Below are 20,521 nucleotides of genomic sequence, written 5' to 3' on the forward strand. Positions count from 1 at the left end.
TATCGATATGGTCGTCGTTGTGCGGAAGGAAAAACATCAATGAGAGTCTGGGCAGTAGCCAATCAGAAAGGTGGAGTCGGCAAGACCACTACGACCATTGCCCTGGCCGGCTTGCTGGCCGACGCGGGCAAGCGCGTGGTCGTGGTCGATCTGGACCCCCACGGCTCCATGACCAGCTACTTCGGGCATAACCCCGACGAGCTTGAACACAGTGTCTTCGATCTGTTCCTGCACAAAGGCTCGGTCCCTGAAGGGTTGCCTGGCCAGTTGCTGCTGCCGACCAGTGATGAACGTATTTCCCTGCTGCCTTCGAGCACGGCCCTGGCCACCCTTGAGCGCCAGTCGCCGGGGCAGAGCGGTCTTGGGCTGGTCATCGCCAAGAGCCTTGCACAGCTGTGGCAGGATTTTGACTATGCCCTGATCGACAGTCCGCCCTTGCTGGGCGTTCTGATGGTCAATGCCCTGGCAGCCAGCCAGCAACTGGCGATTCCGGTACAGACCGAGTTCCTGGCCGTCAAAGGCCTGGAGCGTATGGTCAATACCCTGGCGATGATCAACCGGTCACGCAAGACGCCTTTGCCCTATACCATCGTGCCGACCCTGTTCGATCGTCGGACCCAGGCTTCAATGGGGACGCTCAAGTTGTTGCGCGACATGTTTCCCGATCATGTCTGGAAAGCCTACGTGCCTGTGGACACCCGTCTGCGCGATGCCAGCCGTGCCGGTATCACGCCTTCGCAGAACGACGGCAAGAGCCGTGGGGTCATGGCTTACCGGGCGTTGCTCAAACACATGCTCTCCGAGCAGCTTACGGCTCAGGTGGCTTGACGTGCGTCCTTACTCTTTCTGTGCAGCCCGCTCAAGTCAGGCCTCAATGCGGCCGATAAGCTTATCAGGCGGCACTCGCTCCATTTTTCGTTGGGCCCAGGTATGAACCGCCCTTTAGAAGTTGCTACACGACCAAAACTGGCATTGCAGTCGTATCTCGATGCCTTGCTTCAGGATGCCACTGAAGAACTGGAAGAACCGTCGAATACCATCGACGAGTTCCAGGCAGCAGTGCTCGAAGAGCAGGCCCTCGATGCGCGCAGGCAGCAGGTCAAACCCGTTGCAGTGGCCGTTGCGGCACCTGCTCCAGTGGATGTACCCGTCGCGGTAGCTGCGCCGGTTGCGGTTCCGGTGGCGACACCTGTCGAAGTGCCTGCGCCGGTGATCGTTGCCGAAGCTGCGGTGCCGAAAGTGGAAGTGGTCGAGCCTGTCGTGCAGTTGAGCACCCTGGGTGAACAACGCACGCCGACTCCGCCGCCGACCCGTGAGGGGCGTCCGGCCTGGGCCGACGAGCCTTTCGAGTGCCTGTTGTTCGATGTGGCGGGTTTGACGCTGGCCGTACCGCTGATATGCCTGGGGTCGATCTATCCTCTGGCAGGCCAGGAATTGACACCCCTGTTCGGGCAGCCGGACTGGTTTCTCGGGATCCTGCCCAGTCAGGCAGGCAACCTGAAAGTATTGGATACCGCGCGCTGGATCATGCCTGATCGCTACCGCGACGATTTTCGCCAGGGATTGCAGTACGTGATCTCGGTTCAAGGCTACGAGTGGGGGCTGGCAGTGCATCAGGTCAGTCGTTCGTTGCGCCTCGATCCGGCAGAGATCAAATGGCGGGGCCATCGTGGTCAGCGTCCATGGCTGGCGGGAACAGTGATCGAGCATATGTGCGCGTTGGTGGATGTTGCAGAATTGGCCGAGTTGATAGCCAGTGGCGCGGTCAAGCAGTTGAACAAATCGAGATAATCATGGGTTGGCGCCAGTGGCGTTGCCCGCAGAGTACACACGTGAGGGGTTAGCGGTATGAATAAGACGTCTGCACAAGGTTCCGAAGATCCTATCCTGCAGTGGGTGACTTTCCGTCTGGACAATGAGTCGTACGGCATCAACGTGATGCAGGTCCAGGAAGTGCTGCGTTACACCGAAATCGCTCCTGTGCCGGGTGCGCCAAGCTATGTGCTGGGCATCATCAACCTGCGCGGTAACGTTGTGACCGTGATCGACACCCGTCAGCGCTTCGGCCTGGCTCCGGTGGAAGTCAGCGACAACACCCGTATCGTGATCATCGAAGCCGACAAGCAGGTGGTCGGTATTCTGGTCGACAGCGTGGCTGAAGTAGTTTATCTGCGTCAGTCCGAAGTCGAAACCGCGCCGAACGTGGGCAACGACGAAACTGCCAAGTTCATTCAGGGCGTCTGCAACAAGAACGGCGAGCTGCTGATCCTGGTCGAGCTGGACAAGATGATGTCCGAAGAAGAGTGGTCCGAGCTGGAGAACATCTGATTGATTCTTGAGGTAGCAGTTGTCTTCCTGGGCATTCTCTGGGTCGTGACCCTGGGAATGTTCCTGGCTCATACCAGGCGTCAGCGGGTTCTTGACGCTGAACGTGATGAGGCCAGTGCCTTGCGGGACCAGCGGATCCGGGAGTTGGCCAAGCGTGTGGACACCTTCCAGAACGGCACGGTGCGCATGGGGGAAGACCTGCATGAGTTGCGTGCGATGGTTGCACCTCTGCCTGACAAGCTCACGGCACTTGAACAGCGCGATCCCTCCACGCTGTCCTTCGCCCAGGCGGCACGCCTGGTCGGTATGGGGGCAAGTGTCGATGAACTGACTCAATCCTGCGGCCTGACCCAGGCCGAAGCGCAATTGATGAGCAAGTTGCATCGCAATACGGCTGATCAATAACCTCCTGTGGTTCTCGCGCAAAGACCTTCTTGACCCGTCGCGAGCAAGCTCCCTCCCACGGGTTTTATGGGAGGAAGCTTGCTCGCGACGACGGTATTGCTGCTATGCGGCGCGGTTTACCGGGGTGTGATATCCCGCTCTATCGGCGGCGCATCCGGGTCCTGGCCTGCGGGGAACTTGCCCTTGAGGTGCCAGGCAAAGGCGATGATTTCGGCGATGGTCACATACAACTGTTCGGGGATGCTGTCGCCCAGCTCCAGGCGCGCCAGCAATTTGACCAGTTCGGCATTTTCGTAGATCGGGACTTCGTGCTCCCGGGCAATCGCCAGAATCGCTTCCGCCAGTTCATCGTCGCCCTTGGCGCTCAGGGTTGGGGCCTGTTGCCCATCGTAGGTCAGGGCGATGGCCTGACGCGGCATGTGGTCGGGTAGGCTCATCAGGCGTTCTCGTCGATCCAGCGTTGTTCAAGTGTGGTACGCGGTCCTTGTGGGGGAACTCCCTGACTGCAGGCCAGCTCGCCCACCGCCAGACCGCAGGCGATCAGCCGTTCGCGCAGATAACCCAACTCCTGAGCGATCAGGGTCGCGCTGCCGGGGCGTTCGGCCCACAGGTGGCTGGACAGTGTGCCGCTGATCAATTGCGCACTGACCTGCAAAGGTCCCAGCGGCTCCAGATCGAAGGCCAGGTCGATGCGCCAGAGCTTTTCCCGTGGGCCTTTTACGTCGTTGCCATTCTGATCCTCGGCGGCTTCCTGTTCCGGCGCATCTTCACGCTGTATCTTGACCTGCAGGGGCACGATATCGTGGGCGTTGCGCATCGGCACTTCCATCTGCCACGTAGTGACCTGTGTGCCGTCGGCATTGGTCCGGGTCTGTTCCAGGCTGCCCAGTTGATGGCTTTGCAGGCGCGACACCGCGGCAGCAGCCAGCTTGAGGAGCAGCTCCAGATCCTCTTCCCTTTCGCCACCGCTGACATCCCGGGAGGGGAGAGGGAAACTGCTGGGTTGCGGGCGCGGAGCTACCAGACCCAGGGTGCCCAGGGCGTTGCGAATGGTGCTGGGGATGATCCGGGTCAACATGTTGGATGCCGCAGCCGCATTGTACGAAGCGTTGCCCGGCAGTTCGGGCAGAACCTGCGCGATCAGGCGCATCAGGTTGGCTTTCATGTCTGGCACTTGCGCCGGGTTCAGGCCGGCCAGCAGCTTGGCCTCCATGAACATGCCGCTGGCATTGAGGGCCTGAGCGACATTGCCTGGCGTTCTCATCTGCTCGATGTCGGGAATGTTGGCCAGTATCTGATTGATGCTGGCCTGCAACGGCGCGGGAATCGCAGGGTTGGAGCGCGGCAGGTTCTGCAGGGCGGCAATCAGGTTTTCCAGCGAGCCCTGGCGATTCTGCTGAGTGGCCAGTTGCTGCGCGACCGCCAGTTGATCGAGGCGGCCGGGCAGGGGGACGAAGTTCAGCGACTGATTGCCCTGCACCTGGGCACTGAGCAGACTGCCAACGGTCAGCGGCTTGGGACTCTCGATGGTCAGGATGGTGCCGGCCTGAGCGGTATTGAGCAGCATCACGATCGAGCGATAGCTCTGCGCTCCGGCCAGTTGATTGACGACCTGGCTGGTCATGACCTTGCCTTGCAGCAGGGAACCCACCGGTAATTGTTTAAGATCGATACTGGTTTGCGAGTTTTTCAACGCGTTGTTGATCTGCTGCAAGGTCAGCGTCAGTTCATTGGGCGAAGATTGTGCCACTTGCAGGGTGGTACCTGGCGTGAAGGGCAGGCTACTGTTGACCGGCAGGTTGGTCTGGCTGCCATTGGCGAGCGCCAGCCTGAGCAGTAACTGGAATTGCTGATTGACCTGTTTGAGGGTCAGTACCTCGGCTTCGGCGGTTTCGCCTTCGGGCACGAGATTGTCTGCCGCTTGCAGCAAGGTCAGGACCTGCGCCTGAGTCACTGTCGCCTTCAGCAAGGCGGCAGGCGGTGTCGCGGCAGGAACGCTGGTGATATCACCCGTCATTGAATCTCGACCTGTGGAAGTTGCCCTCTTGGTATCAGGACACACATGTATAATGTCGGCCACGCATGGACCGGAGATAAAGTTGCATCACTGTAACGGCTGTTTCAATACCGACTTGAACCGTCCCTTTCTCTGTCTGCGTCTTGTACGTTGTCCCTCGACGTACCAACGCCATGCTGGAAGCCCCCGATGACCCTGGCGACACCTCTTCTGGAAGCGACCGCTCTGTGCTGCGAACGTGACTGGCGCATGCTGTTCGAGAACCTTGAATTGCGCCTCGACACGGGCGACATGGTACAGATCAGCGGCCCCAATGGCAGTGGCAAGACCAGCCTCCTGAGGCTGTTATCCGGCCTGATGCAGCCAACGGCGGGGGAGGTTCGCCTCAATGGCCAGCCTCTTGAAGGGCAGCGGGCCGAACTGGCGCGTAACCTGCTGTGGATCGGCCATGCCGCCGGGATCAAGGATTTGCTGACCCCGGCAGAGAACCTCAGTTGGCTCTGTGCCCTGCATCAGCCGGTGCAGGCGCCTGATATCTGGCGGGCACTCGAGGCTGTCGGCTTGCAGGGATTCGAGGATGTGCCGTGTCATACCCTGTCCGCCGGTCAACAGCGTCGTGTCGCACTGGCGCGCCTGCATCTGGCAACGCCGCCGATCTGGATTCTCGACGAGCCTTTCACCGCTCTGGACAAGCAGGGTGTCGCGCAACTGGAAAACCATCTGGCCCGACACTGCGAAAAAGGCGGAATGATCGTCATGACCACCCATCACACACTGAGCCGCATACCTGCGGGTTATCGGGATATTGATCTGGGACAGTGGTCGGTATGAGCAATGTATTTACCCTGCTGCTGGCCCGTGAGGCGCGTCTGCTGGTGCGTCGCCCGGCGGAGCTGCTCAACCCACTGGTCTTTTTCGCTATCGTGATTGCATTGTTCCCTCTGGCGGTCGGCCCGCAGACTCAATTGTTGCAAACCTTGTCGCCAGGGTTGCTCTGGGTCGCGGCGCTTTTATCGGTCCTGCTCTCGCTGGACGGGCTGTTCCGCAGTGATTTCGAGGATGGATCACTGGAACAATGGGTCCTTTCGCCACACCCTCTGGCGCTTCTGGTACTGGCCAAAGTACTGGCACACTGGGTTTTTTCCGGGCTGGCACTGGTATTGTTGGCGCCGCTGCTGGCGCTCATGCTCGGTCTGCCCGCTCAATGCCTGCCGGTCCTGCTGTTTTCCCTGCTGCTGGGCACGCCGGTGCTGAGCTTGCTGGGTGCCGTCGGTGCCGCGCTGACTGTCGGCTTGAAACGTGGTGGCCTGTTGCTAGCCTTGCTGATCCTGCCGTTGTATATCCCGGTCCTGATCCTGGGCAGTGGCGCATTGCAAGCAGCCCTGCAAGGCATGCCGGCAACCGGTTATCTACTCTGGCTTGGCAGCCTGACCGCTTTGGCTGTAACCCTGACACCCTTTGCAATAGCCGCAGGCCTGAAGATCAGCGTCGGCGAATAATTGAGGTTCTGAGGCTGGCAAAGGCTGGCCATCAGTAAAAACCCGGAATGCACCGTGATGAAAAGCAGCGTGATGAAAAGCAGCATCAGTTGGGCCTGGTTTCACAAGCTCGGTTCACCGAAGTGGTTCTACGGCATCAGCGGGCGCCTGCTGCCCTGGTTGAGCATTGCCGCAGTGCTGCTGATCGGCATCGGCACGGTCTGGGGGCTGGCCTTTGCGCCGCCTGACTATCAGCAGGGCAACAGCTTTCGCATCATTTATATCCACGTTCCCTCTGCCATGCTGGCCCAGTCCTGCTATGTGATGCTGGCGGTCTGTGGCGTGGTCGGTCTGGTCTGGAAGATGAAACTGGCCGATGTCGCCCTGCAGAGCGCCGCTCCCATCGGTGCCTGGATGACGGCCGTGGCCCTGGTCACCGGAGCCATCTGGGGCAAGCCGACCTGGGGCTCATGGTGGGTGTGGGATGCGCGGCTGACCTCCATGCTGATTCTGCTGTTCCTGTACTTCGGTCTGATCGCCTTGGGCAATGCCATCACCAACCGCGACAGCGCCGCCAAGGCCTGTGCGGTGCTGGCCATCGTTGGTGTCGTGAACATTCCGATCATCAAGTACTCGGTGGAGTGGTGGAACACTCTGCATCAGGGCGCGACCTTCACCCTCACCGAAAAGCCGGCCATGCCTGCTGAAATGTGGCTGCCGCTGCTGTTCACCACCCTGGGTTTCTATTGTTTTTTCGGGGCCGTGCTGCTGGTGCGCATGCGCCTTGCAGTGCTCAAGCGCGAGTCGCGCTCCAGCTGGGTGAAAGCCGAAATCCTCAACAGCCTGGGTCAGAATCCGAGTTCTTCAAACAGCGGAGGCGCACAGTGAGTTTCGAGTCATTCGCTGATTTTCTGGCCATGGGCCGCCATGGCCTGTTCGTCTGGTCGGCTTACGGTATCTGCCTGTTCGTGCTGATTCTCAATGTGGCGCTGCCGTTGCTGGCACGTCGGCGTTACCTGCAACAAGAGGCGCGTCGTCTGCGCTGGGAGAGCAAGAAGTGAATCCGCTGCGCAAGAAGCGTCTGTTGATCATCCTCGCGATACTGGCCGGGGTCGGGATTGCCCTGGCTCTGGCGCTCAGTGCCCTGAAGGAAAACATCAACCTGTTTTACACCCCGACCCAGATCGCCAATGGCGAAGCGCCGCTGGATACGCGTATCCGGGCAGGCGGAATGGTGGCCAAGGGTTCACTGCAACGCTCGACCGACTCTCTGGATGTGCGCTTTGTCGTCACCGATTTCAGCAAGTCGGTGACCATCACCTATCGCGGTATCCTGCCGGATCTGTTCCGTGAAGGGCAGGGCATTGTCGCGCTGGGCAAACTCAATGCCGAAGGCGTCGTGGTAGCCGATGAAGTGCTGGCCAAGCATGACGAGAAGTACATGCCGCCCGAAGTGACCAAGGCGCTGCAGGAAAGCGGCCAGTCCGCTCCGGCTCCATCTCCCACACCATCGAAGCAGGGTTGAGTCATGATTCCTGAACTCGGCCATCTGGCCATGATTCTGGCGCTGTGCCTGTCTGTCGTGCAGGCCATCGTGCCGCTGCTGGGAGCCTGGCGGGGCGATCGGCTCTGGATGGGCCTGGCGCGGCCCGCAGCCTGGGGACAATTCAGCTTTCTGGTCTTTGCGTTCGCCTGCCTGACCCATGCCTTCATGGTCGATGATTTCTCGGTGGCCTACGTCGCGCAGAACTCCAACAGCGCCTTGCCCTGGTATTACAAGTTCAGTGCCGTGTGGGGGGCCCATGAAGGCTCCTTGCTGCTCTGGGCCTTGATCCTCAGCGGCTGGACCTTCGCCGTATCGGTCTTCTCCCGGCAACTGCCACAGATCATGCTGGCGCGGGTACTGGCAGTGATGGGCATGATCAGCGTCGGCTTTCTGTCGTTCCTGATCCTGACCTCCAACCCGTTCTCGCGCATCCTGCCCCAGGTTCCGGCCAATGGCCGGGATCTCAACCCCTTGTTGCAGGACATCGGCCTGATCGTGCACCCGCCGATGCTATACATGGGCTATGTCGGTTTTTCGGTGGCCTTCGCCTTTGCCATCGCTGCCTTGCTGGGCGGGCGTCTGGATGCGGCCTGGGCGCGCTGGTCGCGGCCCTGGACCATCGTCGCCTGGGCGTTTCTGGGGATCGGCATCACTCTGGGGTCCTGGTGGGCCTATTACGAGCTGGGCTGGGGCGGCTGGTGGTTCTGGGACCCGGTAGAGAATGCGTCCTTCATGCCTTGGCTGGTGGGCACGGCGCTGATTCACTCGCTGGCAGTCACCGAAAAGCGCGGCGTCTTCAAAAGCTGGACGGTATTGCTGGCCATTGCAGCCTTTTCCCTGAGCCTGCTGGGGACCTTCCTGGTGCGTTCCGGCGTGCTGACCTCCGTGCATGCCTTCGCCTCCGATCCCGAGCGGGGCGTGTTCATTCTGATCTTCCTGCTGGTGGTGGTCGGTGGCTCGCTGACGCTGTTCGCCGTGCGTGCGCCGGTGGTGAAAAGCCACGTGGGCTTTGGCCTGTGGTCCCGCGAGACGCTGCTGCTGGGCAATAACCTGGTGCTGGTGGTAGCGGCTTCCATGATCCTGCTCGGTACTCTTTATCCTTTGGTGCTCGATGCTGTTAGCGGCGCCAAGATGTCGGTTGGCCCGCCGTACTTCAATGCGCTGTTCGTGCCGCTGATGGGGCTGCTGATGGTGGTGATGGCGGTTGGCGTGCTGGTGCGCTGGAAAGACACGCCACTCAAATGGCTGGTAAGCATGCTGGCCCCGGTGCTGATCGGCAGTGCGGTGTTGGCGGTTGTCGCCGGTCTTGTACTGGGTGATTTCCACTGGGCAGTGATGGCGACTTTCATGCTGGCGGCCTGGGTATTGTTGGCGGGCGTTCGCGACCTGCTGGACAAGACTCGTCACAAAGGCCTGCTCAAGGGGGCTCGCGGCCTGAGCCGCAGCTACTGGGGCATGCAACTGGCACACATCGGGATTGCGGTCTGCGCTCTGGGTGTCGTGTTGTCGAGCCAGAACAGTGACGAGCGGGATCTGCGCCTGGCCCCCGGCGAATCCACCGAACTGGGCGGCTATCAGTTCGTGTTCGAGGGAGCCAGGCACTACGAAGGGCCTAATTTCACCTCGGATCGCGGCACCGTGCGGGTCTTGCAGGATGGCAAGGTGATTTCGGTGCTGCATCCGGAAAAACGCCTCTACACCGTGCAGCAGTCGATGATGACCGAGGCCGGTATCGACGCAGGCGTGACCCGCGATCTGTATGTCGCCCTTGGTGAGCCTTTGGGCAACGGTGCCTGGGCGGTGCGGGTCCATGTCAAACCCTTCGTGCGCTGGATCTGGTTCGGCGGCCTGCTGACCGGCCTCGGCGGCATGCTGGCGGCCATGGACAGGCGTTACCGGATCAAGGTCAAGAACAAGGTGAGCGATGCGCTGGGCATGGCGGGAGCGGCGGTATGAAGCGTTGGATCATGGTGCTGCCACTGGCAATCTTTCTGGTTGTTGCAGTGTTTCTCTATCGCGGTCTGTACCTGGACCCTGCCGAGCTGCCTTCGGCGCTGATCGACAAGCCTTTCCCCGAGTTCTCCCTGCCACAGGTCGAGAGCGACAAGGTATTGACCCGCGCCGACCTGCTGGGCAAACCGGCCCTGGTGAATGTCTGGGGAACCTGGTGCATCGCCTGTCGGGTCGAGCATCCGGTGCTCAACAAACTGATGCAGCAAGGCGTGGTGATCTACGGCATCAACTACAAGGATGTGAACGCCGACGCGATCAAGTGGCTCAAGGACTTTCACAACCCCTATCAGCTCAATATCCGCGATGAAGCGGGCACTCTGGGCGTGAATCTGGGTGTCTATGGTGCGCCGGAAACCTTCCTGATCGACAGCAAGGGCATCATCCGCCACAAGTATGTCGGCGTGATCGATGAAACGGTCTGGCGGGAGAAACTGGCCGGGCTGTATCAGACGCTGGTCGATGAGGCCAGACCATGAAGCGCTGGTTGACTGCTGCCGCATTGAGTCTGGGCCTTGCCGGTTTCGCCCAGGCAGCGATCGATGCCTATCAGTTTCGCGACGAAGCCGAGCGTGCTCGCTACAGCGAACTGACCAAGGAACTGCGCTGCCCCAAATGCCAGAACCAGGACCTCGCCGACTCGAACGCGCCGATTGCCGCCGACCTGCGCAAGGAAATCTACCGCATGCTCGGTGAAGGCCAGAGCAATCAGCAGATCGTCGATTTCATGGTCAATCGTTACGGCGAGTTCGTGCGTTACAACCCGAAGCTGAGTTCACGCACCTGGCTGCTCTGGTTCGGCCCGGTCGCGCTGCTGCTTGTGGGGCTGATCGTAATAGGCGTGATCGTCGGGCGTCGTCGCGGTGAGCGCCGCGAAGAAGCCGACGTTCTTTCCGACGAGGAGCGTCAGCGCCTCGCCCATCTGCTGGATAAAAACCGAGAATGATCGATTTCTGGATGGCAGCCGGCCTGCTGTTGCTGGTGGCCCTGAGTTTCTTGTTGATCCCGGTCCTGCGCGGTCGTCATGTGCAAGCGGAAGAAGATCGCACCGCCCTTAACGTCGCCCTGTATCAGGAGCGCGTGGCCGAGCTGCAAGGCCAGCAGGAGGAGGGCGTGTTGTCGGCGGCGCAGATGCAGAGCGGTCGTGCCGAGGCAGCGCGTGAACTGCTGGCCGATACCGAAGACGCCGGCCCTGTGTGCCACTCACGTCTGGGCAAGGCCTTGCCCTTGCTGGCGGCGTTGCTGGTGCCGACTCTTGGTCTGGGGCTGTACCTGCACTATGGCGCCAGCGACAAGGTCGAACTGGCCCGTGAGTTCTCCCAGCCGCCGACGTCCCTGGCAGACATGACCCGTCGTCTGGAGCGCACCGTCGAGGCCCAGCCGGATTCGGCAGAAGGGTTCTACTTCCTGGCCCGCAGCTACATGGCCCAGGAACGTCCTGGCGATGCCGCAAAAATGCTCGAGCGCGCCGTAGCCCTGGCCGGACGTCAACCGGAACTGTTGGGGCAATGGGCCCAGGCCCTGTATTTCGCCAGCAACAAGCAATTCACGCCTCAGGTCCAGGCGCTCACCGACGAAGCCCTCAAGGCCGACCCGCGAGAAGCCACCAGCCTCGGATTGCTGGGCATCGCCGCTTATGAAAGCGAGCGTTATCAAATCGCGGTGGATTACTGGACGCGACTGCTGAGCGTATTGCCCCCGCAAGACCCGTCCCGTTCGGCACTGGAAGGCGGCATTGCCCGCGCCCGTGAAAACCTCGGAATGAAAGCGGTTCCCGTCGTGGCCGATGCTGCACGCATCAAGGTCCGTGTCGACTTGGCACCAGCGCTCAAGGCCAGCGTCCAGCCCGGTGACAGCGTGTTCATCTTTGCCCGTGCCGTGAATGGCCCTCCGGCACCTCTGGCAGTCAAGCGCATCACCGTGGCCGACCTGCCTGCGCAGGTCGAACTGGGAGATTCCGACGCAATGATGCCGCAACTGAAACTGTCGAACTTTGCGCAAGTCCAACTGGTTGCACGGGTGTCCCGTGCAGGGCTGCCAACCACCGGTGAGTGGATCGGCCGCAGCCAGCCACTGGCCAGTAGCATCACGGCGCAGCAGGCGTTAACTATCGACAGTCCTGACAAATAGAGGGTCGCTTATGTACCGCACCGCACGCATTACCTTATTGGGACTGGCTCTTGGTTTGAGTGCCTGTGCGGTTCAGCCACCCGAGCCCCATGGTCAGGAACCCATCCAGTCCTTGCCGGGCGGCCAGCAACCCGGCAGCCCACGCCCGACTACGCCCAAAACCCCGCCCAAGGCTCCGGCACCTGCGCCGAAAACCTCCGCCAGCTTCGCCCCGCCACCGGGCGGCAACAGCCATTGGGATGCGCGTATGGGCGTGTACGTGATGGACGACCAGACCAACACCTTCTACCGCCAGCGCACCTACTACCAATGGAACAACGGCTGGAGCTGGTCCACCAGTCCGAACGGACCGTGGCAGGCGACCGATGCCAGTGGGGTTCCGGCGGGGCTGGGCAGACAGTTCAGTAATTGAGTGGGCCGGGAGGCGGTGCATTTTCCTTGAATGTACCGACCTCTCGCGGATGAATCCGCTCCTGATCAGAAGGTCATAAATCACTCTGTGGGAGGCAGCTTGCTGGCGATTTCAGTGTGCAGACGCAGAATATCTGTTGGTTTTTCAGGCTTTTTTCGCCAGCAAGCTGCCTCCCACAAGTTTTGTTTGTGCCTTGCCTTGTTGATCGGCAGTAGAGCGTAGGAGTGCCATTCAGGTCAGCGTGGTTCAATCCGCTCAAGCGAGCGGTCAAGCTCCTTTCGGGCCATGCCGATCAGATGCACGACTGGGAACGCCAGGTCGCGTTTCGGACCGTTGAGGCTGTCGCCGGATTCGTAAGCGGTAGCGGCTGCGCAACGCAGTAAACACCCATGCAAGGGTGGAAGGATTTTCCAGGAAAGTTCACTCGTATGAAAGTGGGTAAGACTGTAAGAAAAGTCCTATATTTGCGGCATTTCGTTGGCTTACAGCAGGCGATGGCAGGAGCGGATTCATCCGCGAAGATGGCTTTTAATCAGTGACTTCAATAACGGACATATGAAAGTCTGGCAGTAATACAACGTATCACTGCCAGACTGTTCAGTTAGATGGTGACTCTGCCGGTTGCTGTCCAGTTCGCGACAGTCGTGGTGCCTACGTTTTCGATCCGGTAGCGGTAGGTGCCTGGGGTAGGGGCGTAAAAGCTCAGCGAGGCGCCTCCAAGGCTGGTGGTGCTGGAAATGACGGTCCAGGTGGAGCCGTCCAGTCTCTCGAAAATGTGTTTGATACTGTTGGTGACATACCTGGACGACAGGTCCTGGAGCCTGAAGGTTTGTGTCGCTGCACATGAAGTGTTGTAAGGACCGTAGACAACGGCATCACTCTGGGGGTAAACGTTTGCGCCACTGCGGTTGAGGTTGAAGTTGACACAGGCGGCATAGGCATTGCTTGTGGCAAATACGGCAGTTGCAAAGAGGGCCAGGAAGGTCTTCTTGAGCATTTGAAAAAATCCTTTTGATGTTGGCAGTTATTGAGTTTTTAACTTTCAAGCAGGTATAGCAGTATTCCTTTTTTAAAAGGTATTGTTTTTGTTCAGTTTGATAATGGACGAGTTAGAACGTGCCCGGAATGGTGAACAAGGTGACCCGGCCACTCATTGTCCAGTTCGCGATCCGGGAAGTACCGACGTTTTCGATGCGATAACGGTAAGTGCCGTTGGTGCTGATGGAGAAGGTCTTGGTGACGGATGCCGCGCCGGTGCTCGTACTGCTGGATACGACGGTCCAGGTGGAGCCGTTCTGTCTCTCGAAGATATGTTTGATCGAGTTGTTGCTGTTGGACGCCGACAAGTCCTGAAAGGTGAAAGTCTGCGGTCCTGCACATGAAATGCTGTAAGGGCCATAGACAACGGCATCGCCCTGGGCAAGCACATTGGCGCCGCTGCTGTTGACGTTGAGGTTGGCACAGGCGGCATAGGCATTGCCTGTGGCGAGTACGGCAGTTGCGAAGAGGGCCAGGCAGGTCTTCTTGATCATGTGAAAATCCTTTTTGTGTTGCGATGATTTAAGGTTTTAAACTTTCAATCAGGCGTAGCAACATTCCTTTTGAGAAAGGTATTGTTTTTGTTCGGTTTTGAATGTGCAGGCGTCGAAAGATTGACACGCTAGTGTGCGGTCATGTCCAGCGCAGGCATTCAGATAATTTGAAGTCGAAGTGTGAGTACACTTGAGTTGAACACCTTCCCTGTGTCGACATATTCATATCCTTATTCAAGTAGCGGACGTACTTGCGTGGCATGTTTATAGCCATTACGTCTAAGGTGTGCAAGCTTTTTGTTACCAATGAAAAAGGCGCGATGGCGGGTAATGCCGGTAAATCCGGGCATATATGAAACTTGCAGGAGGCATCTTGCTGGGGAAAAAGGCCTGTGAAAACCGGCGCATATGTTGTGTCTGTACCGACTTCGCCAGCAAGCTGACTCCCACGAAATAAGGTGTTCTGAGAGACGGGACAGCAGAAACAAAAAGGCCTCACCGACGCAACAGCGCCGGTGAGGCCCGGGTCGGCTTACTTGCCCGAGTAGATCTGGTCGAACACGCCACCGTCAACGAAGTGGGTCTTCTGCACGGTGCGCCAGTCACCGAAGGTTTTTTCCACGGACAGGAAGTCGACTTTCGGGAAGCGGTCCTTGTACTTGGCCAACACTGTTGCGTCGCGTGGGCGCAGGTAGTTGTTGGCGGCGATTTCCTGGGCTTCAGGGGACCACAGGTATTTCAGGTAGCCTTCGGCCAGTGCGCGGGAGTCTTTCTTGTCCACGACCTTGTCGACCACGCTCACCGGCGGCTCGGCTTCGGCGGAAACGCTCGGGTAGACCACTTCGAACTGGTCGCGACCGAACTCGCGAGCGATCATTTCCGCTTCGTTCTCGAAGGTCACCAGCACGTCGCCGATCTGGTTGGTCATGAAGGTGGTGGTTGCGCCACGACCGCCGGTATCGAGCACCGGTACATGTTTGAACAACTGGCCGACGAATTTGCGGGCGGCAGCTTCATCGCCACCGTTTTTCAGGGTGTAGCCCCAGGCCGACAGGTAAGTGTAGCGACCGTTGCCCGAGGTTTTCGGGTTGGGCACGATGACTTCCACGCCATCCTTGATCAGGTCCGGCCAGTCTTTGAGGGCCTTGGGGTTGCCTTTACGCACGATGAACACGGTGGCGGACGTGAAGGGCGCACTGTTGTTCGGCAGACGGGTCACCCAGTTCTTGGGAACCAGTTCGCCATTGTCGGCCAGGGCATTGATGTCGGTGGCCATGTTCATGGTGATGACGTCTGCCGGCAGGCCATCGATCACCGAACGCGCCTGCTTGCTCGACCCGCCGAAGGACATCTGTACCGTGACGTCTTCCTTGTGCTCGGCTTTCCAGTGCTTCTGGAAGGCGCTGTTGTAGTCCTTGTAGAAGTCACGCATCACGTCGTAGGAGACATTGAGCAGAGTCGGGGCGGCCTGGGCGGCGCTGGCGAAAGCCAGACCGGCGGCCAGTAGCGAGGCGGCGAAGATTTTTTTCACTGCGCATTCCTTGAGTTGACAGTCATTGTTATAAGGCTGATGGCCTAATGCCGCGACTATAGCTGCTGGACATTGGCCTCATAAAGATTAAAAACGTCTTTGCTTATTCCTTGGCAAACAGCGCGTTACCACACCGCGAGCAGAACGCTGCGCCATGCTCATGGTGCTTTTTCGCGCACACCGGGCAGTCATGCCTGAGCTGTTCGCCACGCATGGCATTGGCCAGTTCGGCGGTGAATATACCGGTGGGTACGGCAATGATCGAGTAACCGATGATCATCACCACCGATGACACCATCTGCCCCAGCGGCGTCTTGGGCACGATATCGCCGAAGCCCACGGTGGTCAGGGTCACGATAGCCCAGTAAATGCCCTTGGGTATGCTGGTAAACCCATGTTGCGGACCTTCGATCACGTACATCAGGGTGCCGAACACCGTGACCAGGGTCGAGACACTGACCAGAAACACGATGATCTTCTGCCTGCTGCCGCGCAGGGCTTCGACCAGATAGTGGGCCTGCTTCAGATACGGGCTGAGCTTGAGGACCCGGAAGATACGCAGCATGCGGATGATCCGCACGATCAGCAGGTACTGGGCATCGCTGTAGTAGATCGCCAATACGCCCGGCACGATGGCCAGCAGGTCCACCAGGCCATAGAAACTGAAGGCGTACTTCAGTGGCCTTGGCGAGCAGTAGAGGCGCAGGATGTACTCGATGGCGAAGACCAGCGTAAAGCCCCACTCGATATAGGTGAGCAGGGTGGCATAGTCGCGATGGATGTCCTGAATGCTGTCGACCATGGTCACCAGCAGGCTGAGCAGAATGACAATCAGCAGAATCTTGTCAAAACGCCGTCCGGCGGGTGTGTCGGTCTGGAAAATGATGCTGTGCAGCCGCTCGCGGCGGCTGAGAGTGGTGTTCATGGTTGCTCTCGCAATGGCTATTGCGAAAGCTTAATGCGCTGTATCGGAAAGAATCCATTTTCTTTTGACGCTTGCGTAACTCGTACGCAAGCGTCAGCAGTTTCCGATTAGTTGTCAGGAGTTGCGAGCTTGTTCAGGAGTCTGGCCTGGTGGGCTTTTTCCAGAACCTTTTGAGCATATTGCTCTGCGTCATCGAGTGTCTGGACGGTGGCGATCTGTCCTGTGGCGGCAAGCAGTCCGACGCCAGCCAGGTTTTGCTCGGGAAGCAATCCGGCAGGTTTGCCTGCTGACAACTCTGCGTCCATTTTGCGAAGAATGGCCAGGGTCCCCGCCAGATTTCCGGAAGCCGGAACGGGGTTGGCCAGTTTTGCAGCGCTCTCGGTTTCGCTCGGTGTAGCCCTGGTTTCTGGCGCTGGAGCCTTCGGGTCGGCCAGTGCGCTGGGTGTATCGCGTGCAGTGGTCAGCGAAAGCAGATGCAGGGGAGTATTGGCATTGGCGTCCCGCTGCGTCAAAGGCTTCAGGCCCCAGAGATTTTCCAGCAGTGCAGGAACCGAAGCATGGTCGTACAGCGTCGAGTCCACCGTGCCTTTGGGAATCAGCGGGGATGCCACGATGGCTGGCACTCGAACGCCTGCTGTCGTGAAGTCGAAGCCATGGGTGTTGTTGCCTGCGGGAAATTTATCGCCCGGCGCAGTTATCGTTCCCGGCGTGACCGAGTCATAGAGGCCGCCATGTTCGTCGTAAGTGACGATCAATAGACTGGTGTTCCAGTAAGGCGAGTTGCGGATGGCTGCATAGACGGACTGCAGCAAGTGCTCTCCACCATAGACGCCATCCATCGGGTGCTGTGATGAGCCGCCCGCATAATCAGCGCTGGCACTCCCGTAATGAGGCTCTATGAAGGTGTAGGAAAACGGGTAGGGTTGTTGCAGGTCGTCCGCAAAGTGCTGCAGGGATTCAATATCGAACACCGACAGGCCTTTAAGAGCCGCCACCTGTGGGACCGCGCCCAGAGCTGTTCCTCGTTGAGGCTGGTCGCTGTACAGGCTCAGATAGGTTTTTGGCTGAACCTGAGAGTCGTTGTAAACCCTGTACTGGATGTTGGCATCATTGAGGCGTTGGAAAATGGACCCGTTGGGGTAGACGAATCCATCGGTTGTTTCCCAGACGAGCATCTGTTCATTTTTCGGACTGTCGTCGAAGCCGGCCGACGAAGCGCCGTGAACGAAGAAGCGGTTCGGCCATGTTGGCCCCGGAATGGAAGAGTGCCAGTGATCGCATATCGCGAACTCGGTCGCCAGGTTGTAGATGACAGGCAATTGAGTCGGCGTGTCGAAGCATGACATGACATCGATGACGTCTTCGGGGGATGGCGCTTTTTTCGGGTATTCGGTTGTTGATGTTGCGTAGCTTGAAGCGAACCCGGAATTGTTGATGGTGGGGTAAGGTTGACCTTTGACGAAGTTGGTCCCCCCGGTCAGTTGTTCCAACACATCATTGAACTCGTGCCCCGGATCCGTTGGCATGCTCACGGGAGCGCTGGACTGAACTTTATAGACGTCTCCCTGGTAGGTGTTCGAGTCATTGGTCGTGGCTGCCGTTATGCCCGGAATCCCGGACATGGCGAATATATTGTCGAACGAATGGTTTTCCAGCATGACGACAAATACGTGGGTGATGGGGGCAGTGGCAGCGGGTGCCAGCTTTTTCATGCCATCACTGCATCCACCTGATTTCAATGCAATATTGAACTTCGTGGTGCTCACGGAGAAGGTAAGGGTTTGCTCTGCATCCTTGCTTTGCAGTTGGCATTCCTTCTTGTAATTATCGCTGCCTTTATTGGCGTAATAGCCTGGCGATCCACCATCCCTGACATTGACCATGACGGACCAGTAATCCAGAACATCAATGGCACTCAGGCCCGTTTCAAAAGTAACTTCCAGCGGGCCGACAGTTTGTCCCGGTTGTGCAAACCATTGCTTGGACTGTCTTTGGTCGTTCGAGTCTGTGTGGAACAGAGTAATGTCAGCATTTCCACCAGTGTCATTGGTGATGAAAATGGTCGCGGTGTGTTTTGTTCCCATGCTGGTACATCCCTTACATGCGAGAGTTGGCTGTTATTATCAGGCTTGTTACAAATGCTTGAGTGGGCGGATAACTAGAGTTTGCTGGCTCTGGCCTGTGTGATCTGTTTCGCAATGGAAGCCAGGGCGTTGTCACAGAAGTCGTTGAGAAAGACGACAAGTCCCGATGCGCTCAGATTGCTGGCGACGTTCGCGACCAGCCACGGATAGGTATGGAAGTCGAATCCCGGCTTGGTTGACATCAACGGAGAAGAGGCATCGCTCAGGGTCGCAATGGAGGGAGTGGCTGCCCCGTCCACGCCACTGGCTGTTCCTTGAAGTTGCAGCACGGTGTAGTCGTGGCTGGCCTGACCGCCCGCATTCATTTTGTTCAGGGCTGCCAGAATATTGTTGACGTCTGTTGTGGTGTAACTGTCGTTGTAGGAGTCGTACTTGGAGGCATCTTCAGGCGAGTCGGTCTGCGGTAGCAGGATCAGGCGTTTCGATTGCGAGAGCAGCGTTGCATAACTCGAGGCAAGATCACCTTTGTAGCCGGGCACGATCTTGCCCTGTGTCTGGGTGTTGGCCAGTGCAGTATTGAGCATCCCGTCGAGTACATCGGAGGCCGGTTTCATCGCACCTTGCGCGAAACCCTGGAAGTTCGGGCTGATGACGACAATTTCCGTCGGATGCTGAGCCAGCCAGTTCAGAATGTCTTCCAGGAAGCTCTGATACGAATAACCTGGAATCAGGGTGTGCTGGTGATAGATGCCGCCCGTAATGTTCTGGTAGCAATATCCCGGACGGAAGTCGAAGTAGCGGGTCCCCAGGTTGAGTTGTGCGGTGATGTTGTCTTTCTGGGTAAAAGCCAGGTTGATGATTGCGCGCAAGGCAATGGGTTTGCTCAGAGAAGCGATGAAAGCGATGGAGCCGATGGGAGGAGGAAGCGAGCTCGCGATGGTGGACACGAACTTTGCGTCATCCAACAGCTTTGAGAGAAGTGTCGGGTCAAACATGCCGGCGTCATGGGAACCCGGCAATGCAAAGGAGGAAAACGGCTTTTCCGTCAGTGCCGCTCCCATGCTGTTGGCGAGATCTCCCATCCAGCCTGACATGTCGCCTGTGGCGTATACATAAGACTGGTCCTGGTTGGTAAGACCGCCGCTTCCGCTTCCGCTGTCGTAGAAACCATAGGAAACCGCCCAGCCCTGGCCGAACAGGGCAGGGGTCTGCAGCATGTTGCCCAAGGTGGTATCACTGAGGTTTCCGGTAAAGGGGGCAATATCTGCATACCTGTCCGCTATCGCTTTCTGGTTCTTTGAAAGTTGCCAGCTATAGCGTCCGGTGTGCGAGAAAGGACCGATATCGTTTTCCGAGATCTGAAGATTGCCATGTTGCATCGTGTTCGGCGTATCGAGTCGATAGGAGGCCGTTTTATCACCCCAATCGGTGGGTTGTTGGAAAAGGGTAGTGAATTCGTTGGTTTCCAAGTAAGCATAATAATCGACGCCTTTGCCTGGCCAGCTCATGGTGTTTCCCTCGGGTTGATGAATTCAATAAAAGATGTATGACTCTATGTTCAATAAGTACATATGTACGGGCGCAACAAAGCAGCACTTGAATAGCATCAAGTCGGCAGCTTTCTATCGGTTTGATATCTGACGTGCAGGGCAATGCCTTATAACGCTGCAAGGCAGAGTCATCGTCAAATTACAGGGTTGTTACAGTCGAGTGGGGATCTGCTGAAAGAGAAGTGCGCCATGCATGGCGGTCATCCTTGATTATAGTTTTGGTAATGGCCAAATAATGGCGCTGCTATTTAATAGCACTATTGAAATCCGCTAGCAAGCTCAAAAAATATTAAATATTTTTTGAGCTGCAGCAGAGCGTCCTTGTCTGCCAGTCAATGCGCGATGCCCTGTTTTCGGGCATTTATCAAAGGTCAGGTGGCGTTGTAAGAACAGCGGTCGTTTCATGGAGGAGTCGAGCGAGAACTGGCTGAATATACTAATAATATTTGACGCCAATTTTTTGTAGAGGGGGATATCGTATTGATACTTGTCATTTTCAATACAATAAGTCGTCGCACTGTCTGAATCTGGCAAGCCTTCAGGGGGCTTTGGCTGCCCCCGCATGGGTTGAAC

Annotated in this window: 24 protein-coding genes; 14 read left to right on the top strand and 10 right to left on the bottom strand. The window is 58.1% G+C overall.

Annotated features, from left to right (window positions below):
• Positions 1-39 precede the first annotated feature (39 nt).
• The 4 genes from JSY17_RS06155 to JSY17_RS06170 all read left to right on the top strand — a co-directional run bounded on the left by JSY17_RS06155 (position 40) and on the right by JSY17_RS06170 (position 2,733).
• Positions 40-828: a ParA family protein gene (locus JSY17_RS06155; protein ID WP_117181190.1), complete on the top strand. Its 789-nt coding sequence runs from the start codon at positions 40-42 to the stop codon at positions 826-828.
• Between the two features lie 102 nt (positions 829-930).
• The gene (locus JSY17_RS06160) at positions 931-1,791 is read left to right on the top strand and encodes a CheW domain-containing protein (RefSeq protein ID WP_206402026.1); all 861 of its coding nucleotides are present in this window, start codon (positions 931-933) and stop codon (positions 1,789-1,791) included.
• Between the two features lie 57 nt (positions 1,792-1,848).
• The gene (locus tag JSY17_RS06165) at positions 1,849-2,328 is read left to right on the top strand and encodes a chemotaxis protein CheW (protein ID WP_025260867.1); all 480 of its coding nucleotides are present in this window, start codon (positions 1,849-1,851) and stop codon (positions 2,326-2,328) included.
• Positions 2,329-2,733 carry a DUF2802 domain-containing protein gene (locus tag JSY17_RS06170; RefSeq protein ID WP_117181192.1) on the top strand — a complete coding sequence of 135 codons (405 nt, stop codon included), beginning with the start codon at positions 2,329-2,331 and terminating at the stop codon, positions 2,731-2,733.
• Between the two features lie 116 nt (positions 2,734-2,849).
• Here JSY17_RS06170 and JSY17_RS06175 read toward each other — a convergent pair whose 3' ends face one another.
• A complete protein-coding gene (locus tag JSY17_RS06175) occupies positions 2,850-3,170 on the bottom strand; it encodes an EscU/YscU/HrcU family type III secretion system export apparatus switch protein (protein ID WP_117166696.1) in 321 nt (106 codons plus the stop codon).
• Entirely contained in the window at positions 3,170-4,750 is a 1,581-nt protein-coding gene (gene fliK / locus JSY17_RS06180) for a flagellar hook-length control protein FliK (protein WP_206402027.1), read from the bottom strand. The genes JSY17_RS06175 and fliK overlap by 1 nt, the downstream gene beginning before the upstream one ends.
• 189 nt (positions 4,751-4,939) lie before the next feature.
• On the opposite strand from fliK, the gene ccmA reads away from it, so the two are divergent.
• The 10 genes from ccmA (at position 4,940) to JSY17_RS06230 (ending at position 12,326) form a co-directional block, all read left to right on the top strand.
• Positions 4,940-5,581, top strand: a complete 642-nt coding sequence (gene ccmA, locus JSY17_RS06185; protein WP_183134004.1) for a cytochrome c biogenesis heme-transporting ATPase CcmA — start codon at positions 4,940-4,942, stop codon at positions 5,579-5,581.
• Positions 5,578-6,249: a heme exporter protein CcmB gene (ccmB, locus tag JSY17_RS06190; RefSeq protein WP_117181195.1), complete on the top strand. Its 672-nt coding sequence runs from the start codon at positions 5,578-5,580 to the stop codon at positions 6,247-6,249. The genes ccmA and ccmB overlap by 4 nt, the downstream gene beginning before the upstream one ends.
• A gap of 72 nt (positions 6,250-6,321) precedes the next feature.
• Positions 6,322-7,116, top strand: coding sequence for a heme ABC transporter permease (locus JSY17_RS06195; protein WP_206402065.1), 795 nt, complete (start codon positions 6,322-6,324; stop codon positions 7,114-7,116).
• Complete coding sequence (gene ccmD, locus JSY17_RS06200) at positions 7,113-7,289, top strand: heme exporter protein CcmD (protein ID WP_025260860.1); 177 nt, start codon at positions 7,113-7,115, stop codon at positions 7,287-7,289. The genes JSY17_RS06195 and ccmD overlap by 4 nt, the downstream gene beginning before the upstream one ends.
• Positions 7,286-7,753 carry a cytochrome c maturation protein CcmE gene (gene ccmE, locus JSY17_RS06205; protein ID WP_122371619.1) on the top strand — a complete coding sequence of 156 codons (468 nt, stop codon included), beginning with the start codon at positions 7,286-7,288 and terminating at the stop codon, positions 7,751-7,753. Before ccmD ends, ccmE begins: the two co-directional genes overlap by 4 nt.
• A 3-nt stretch (positions 7,754-7,756) precedes the next feature.
• A complete protein-coding gene (locus JSY17_RS06210) occupies positions 7,757-9,730 on the top strand; it encodes a heme lyase CcmF/NrfE family subunit (protein ID WP_206402028.1) in 1,974 nt (657 codons plus the stop codon).
• Positions 9,727-10,263 (top strand): DsbE family thiol:disulfide interchange protein, encoded by a 537-nt coding sequence (locus JSY17_RS06215; protein WP_206402029.1) that lies wholly within the window; start codon positions 9,727-9,729, stop codon positions 10,261-10,263. The genes JSY17_RS06210 and JSY17_RS06215 overlap by 4 nt, the downstream gene beginning before the upstream one ends.
• Entirely contained in the window at positions 10,260-10,730 is a 471-nt protein-coding gene (locus tag JSY17_RS06220) for a cytochrome c-type biogenesis protein (RefSeq protein ID WP_117181199.1), read from the top strand. The genes JSY17_RS06215 and JSY17_RS06220 overlap by 4 nt, the downstream gene beginning before the upstream one ends.
• Positions 10,727-11,914 (top strand): c-type cytochrome biogenesis protein CcmI, encoded by a 1,188-nt coding sequence (gene ccmI / locus JSY17_RS06225; RefSeq protein ID WP_206402030.1) that lies wholly within the window; start codon positions 10,727-10,729, stop codon positions 11,912-11,914. The genes JSY17_RS06220 and ccmI overlap by 4 nt, the downstream gene beginning before the upstream one ends.
• 10 nt (positions 11,915-11,924) lie before the next feature.
• Positions 11,925-12,326: a hypothetical protein gene (locus JSY17_RS06230; protein ID WP_117166686.1), complete on the top strand. Its 402-nt coding sequence runs from the start codon at positions 11,925-11,927 to the stop codon at positions 12,324-12,326.
• Positions 12,327-12,562: 236 nt separating this feature from the next.
• Here JSY17_RS06230 and JSY17_RS25605 read toward each other — a convergent pair whose 3' ends face one another.
• The 8 genes from JSY17_RS25605 to JSY17_RS06265 form a co-directional block, all read right to left on the bottom strand.
• Entirely contained in the window at positions 12,563-12,733 is a 171-nt protein-coding gene (locus tag JSY17_RS25605; protein ID WP_122371616.1) for a DUF6124 family protein, read from the bottom strand.
• Positions 12,734-12,927: 194 nt separating this feature from the next.
• Positions 12,928-13,323 carry a hypothetical protein gene (locus JSY17_RS06235; RefSeq protein WP_206402031.1) on the bottom strand — a complete coding sequence of 132 codons (396 nt, stop codon included), beginning with the start codon at positions 13,321-13,323 and terminating at the stop codon, positions 12,928-12,930.
• 112 nt (positions 13,324-13,435) lie between these two features.
• On the bottom strand, positions 13,436-13,858 hold the full coding sequence (locus JSY17_RS06240) for a hypothetical protein (protein ID WP_117181204.1): 423 nt from the start codon (positions 13,856-13,858) through the stop codon (positions 13,436-13,438).
• Between the two features lie 532 nt (positions 13,859-14,390).
• Positions 14,391-15,389 carry a sulfate ABC transporter substrate-binding protein gene (locus JSY17_RS06245; protein ID WP_122371615.1) on the bottom strand — a complete coding sequence of 333 codons (999 nt, stop codon included), beginning with the start codon at positions 15,387-15,389 and terminating at the stop codon, positions 14,391-14,393.
• A gap of 103 nt (positions 15,390-15,492) precedes the next feature.
• Entirely contained in the window at positions 15,493-16,314 is an 822-nt protein-coding gene (locus JSY17_RS06250) for an ion transporter (protein WP_201012212.1), read from the bottom strand.
• A 107-nt stretch (positions 16,315-16,421) separates the two neighbouring features.
• Entirely contained in the window at positions 16,422-18,398 is a 1,977-nt protein-coding gene (locus tag JSY17_RS06255; RefSeq protein ID WP_206402032.1) for an alkaline phosphatase family protein, read from the bottom strand.
• A 74-nt stretch (positions 18,399-18,472) separates the two neighbouring features.
• On the bottom strand, positions 18,473-19,906 hold the full coding sequence (locus tag JSY17_RS06260; RefSeq protein ID WP_122371614.1) for a PI-PLC domain-containing protein: 1,434 nt from the start codon (positions 19,904-19,906) through the stop codon (positions 18,473-18,475).
• 321 nt (positions 19,907-20,227) lie between these two features.
• Positions 20,228-20,512, bottom strand: a complete 285-nt coding sequence (locus JSY17_RS06265) for a hypothetical protein (RefSeq protein WP_206402034.1) — start codon at positions 20,510-20,512, stop codon at positions 20,228-20,230.
• Positions 20,513-20,521: the final 9 nt, after the last annotated feature.

This window comes from Pseudomonas capsici, from assembly GCF_017165765.1.
Taxonomy (GTDB): Bacteria; Pseudomonadota; Gammaproteobacteria; order Pseudomonadales; family Pseudomonadaceae; genus Aquipseudomonas; species Aquipseudomonas capsici.

Coding starts and splice junctions, on each gene's coding strand:
- JSY17_RS06155 (WP_117181190.1), top strand. CDS start 40: ATGAGAGTCTGGGCAGTAGCCAATCAGAAAGGTGGAGTCGGCAAGACC.
- JSY17_RS06160 (WP_206402026.1), top strand. CDS start 931: ATGAACCGCCCTTTAGAAGTTGCTACACGACCAAAACTGGCATTGCAG.
- JSY17_RS06165 (WP_025260867.1), top strand. CDS start 1,849: ATGAATAAGACGTCTGCACAAGGTTCCGAAGATCCTATCCTGCAGTGG.
- JSY17_RS06175 (WP_117166696.1), bottom strand. CDS start 3,170: ATGAGCCTACCCGACCACATGCCGCGTCAGGCCATCGCCCTGACCTAC.
- fliK (WP_206402027.1), bottom strand. CDS start 4,750: ATGACGGGTGATATCACCAGCGTTCCTGCCGCGACACCGCCTGCCGCC.
- ccmA (WP_183134004.1), top strand. CDS start 4,940: ATGACCCTGGCGACACCTCTTCTGGAAGCGACCGCTCTGTGCTGCGAA.
- ccmB (WP_117181195.1), top strand. CDS start 5,578: ATGAGCAATGTATTTACCCTGCTGCTGGCCCGTGAGGCGCGTCTGCTG.
- JSY17_RS06195 (WP_206402065.1), top strand. CDS start 6,322: ATGAAAAGCAGCATCAGTTGGGCCTGGTTTCACAAGCTCGGTTCACCG.
- JSY17_RS06210 (WP_206402028.1), top strand. CDS start 7,757: ATGATTCCTGAACTCGGCCATCTGGCCATGATTCTGGCGCTGTGCCTG.
- JSY17_RS06215 (WP_206402029.1), top strand. CDS start 9,727: ATGAAGCGTTGGATCATGGTGCTGCCACTGGCAATCTTTCTGGTTGTT.
- JSY17_RS06220 (WP_117181199.1), top strand. CDS start 10,260: ATGAAGCGCTGGTTGACTGCTGCCGCATTGAGTCTGGGCCTTGCCGGT.
- ccmI (WP_206402030.1), top strand. CDS start 10,727: ATGATCGATTTCTGGATGGCAGCCGGCCTGCTGTTGCTGGTGGCCCTG.
- JSY17_RS06230 (WP_117166686.1), top strand. CDS start 11,925: ATGTACCGCACCGCACGCATTACCTTATTGGGACTGGCTCTTGGTTTG.
- JSY17_RS06235 (WP_206402031.1), bottom strand. CDS start 13,323: ATGCTCAAGAAGACCTTCCTGGCCCTCTTTGCAACTGCCGTATTTGCC.
- JSY17_RS06240 (WP_117181204.1), bottom strand. CDS start 13,858: ATGATCAAGAAGACCTGCCTGGCCCTCTTCGCAACTGCCGTACTCGCC.
- JSY17_RS06250 (WP_201012212.1), bottom strand. CDS start 16,314: ATGAACACCACTCTCAGCCGCCGCGAGCGGCTGCACAGCATCATTTTC.
- JSY17_RS06255 (WP_206402032.1), bottom strand. CDS start 18,398: ATGGGAACAAAACACACCGCGACCATTTTCATCACCAATGACACTGGT.
- JSY17_RS06260 (WP_122371614.1), bottom strand. CDS start 19,906: ATGAGCTGGCCAGGCAAAGGCGTCGATTATTATGCTTACTTGGAAACC.
- JSY17_RS06265 (WP_206402034.1), bottom strand. CDS start 20,512: ATGCGGGGGCAGCCAAAGCCCCCTGAAGGCTTGCCAGATTCAGACAGT.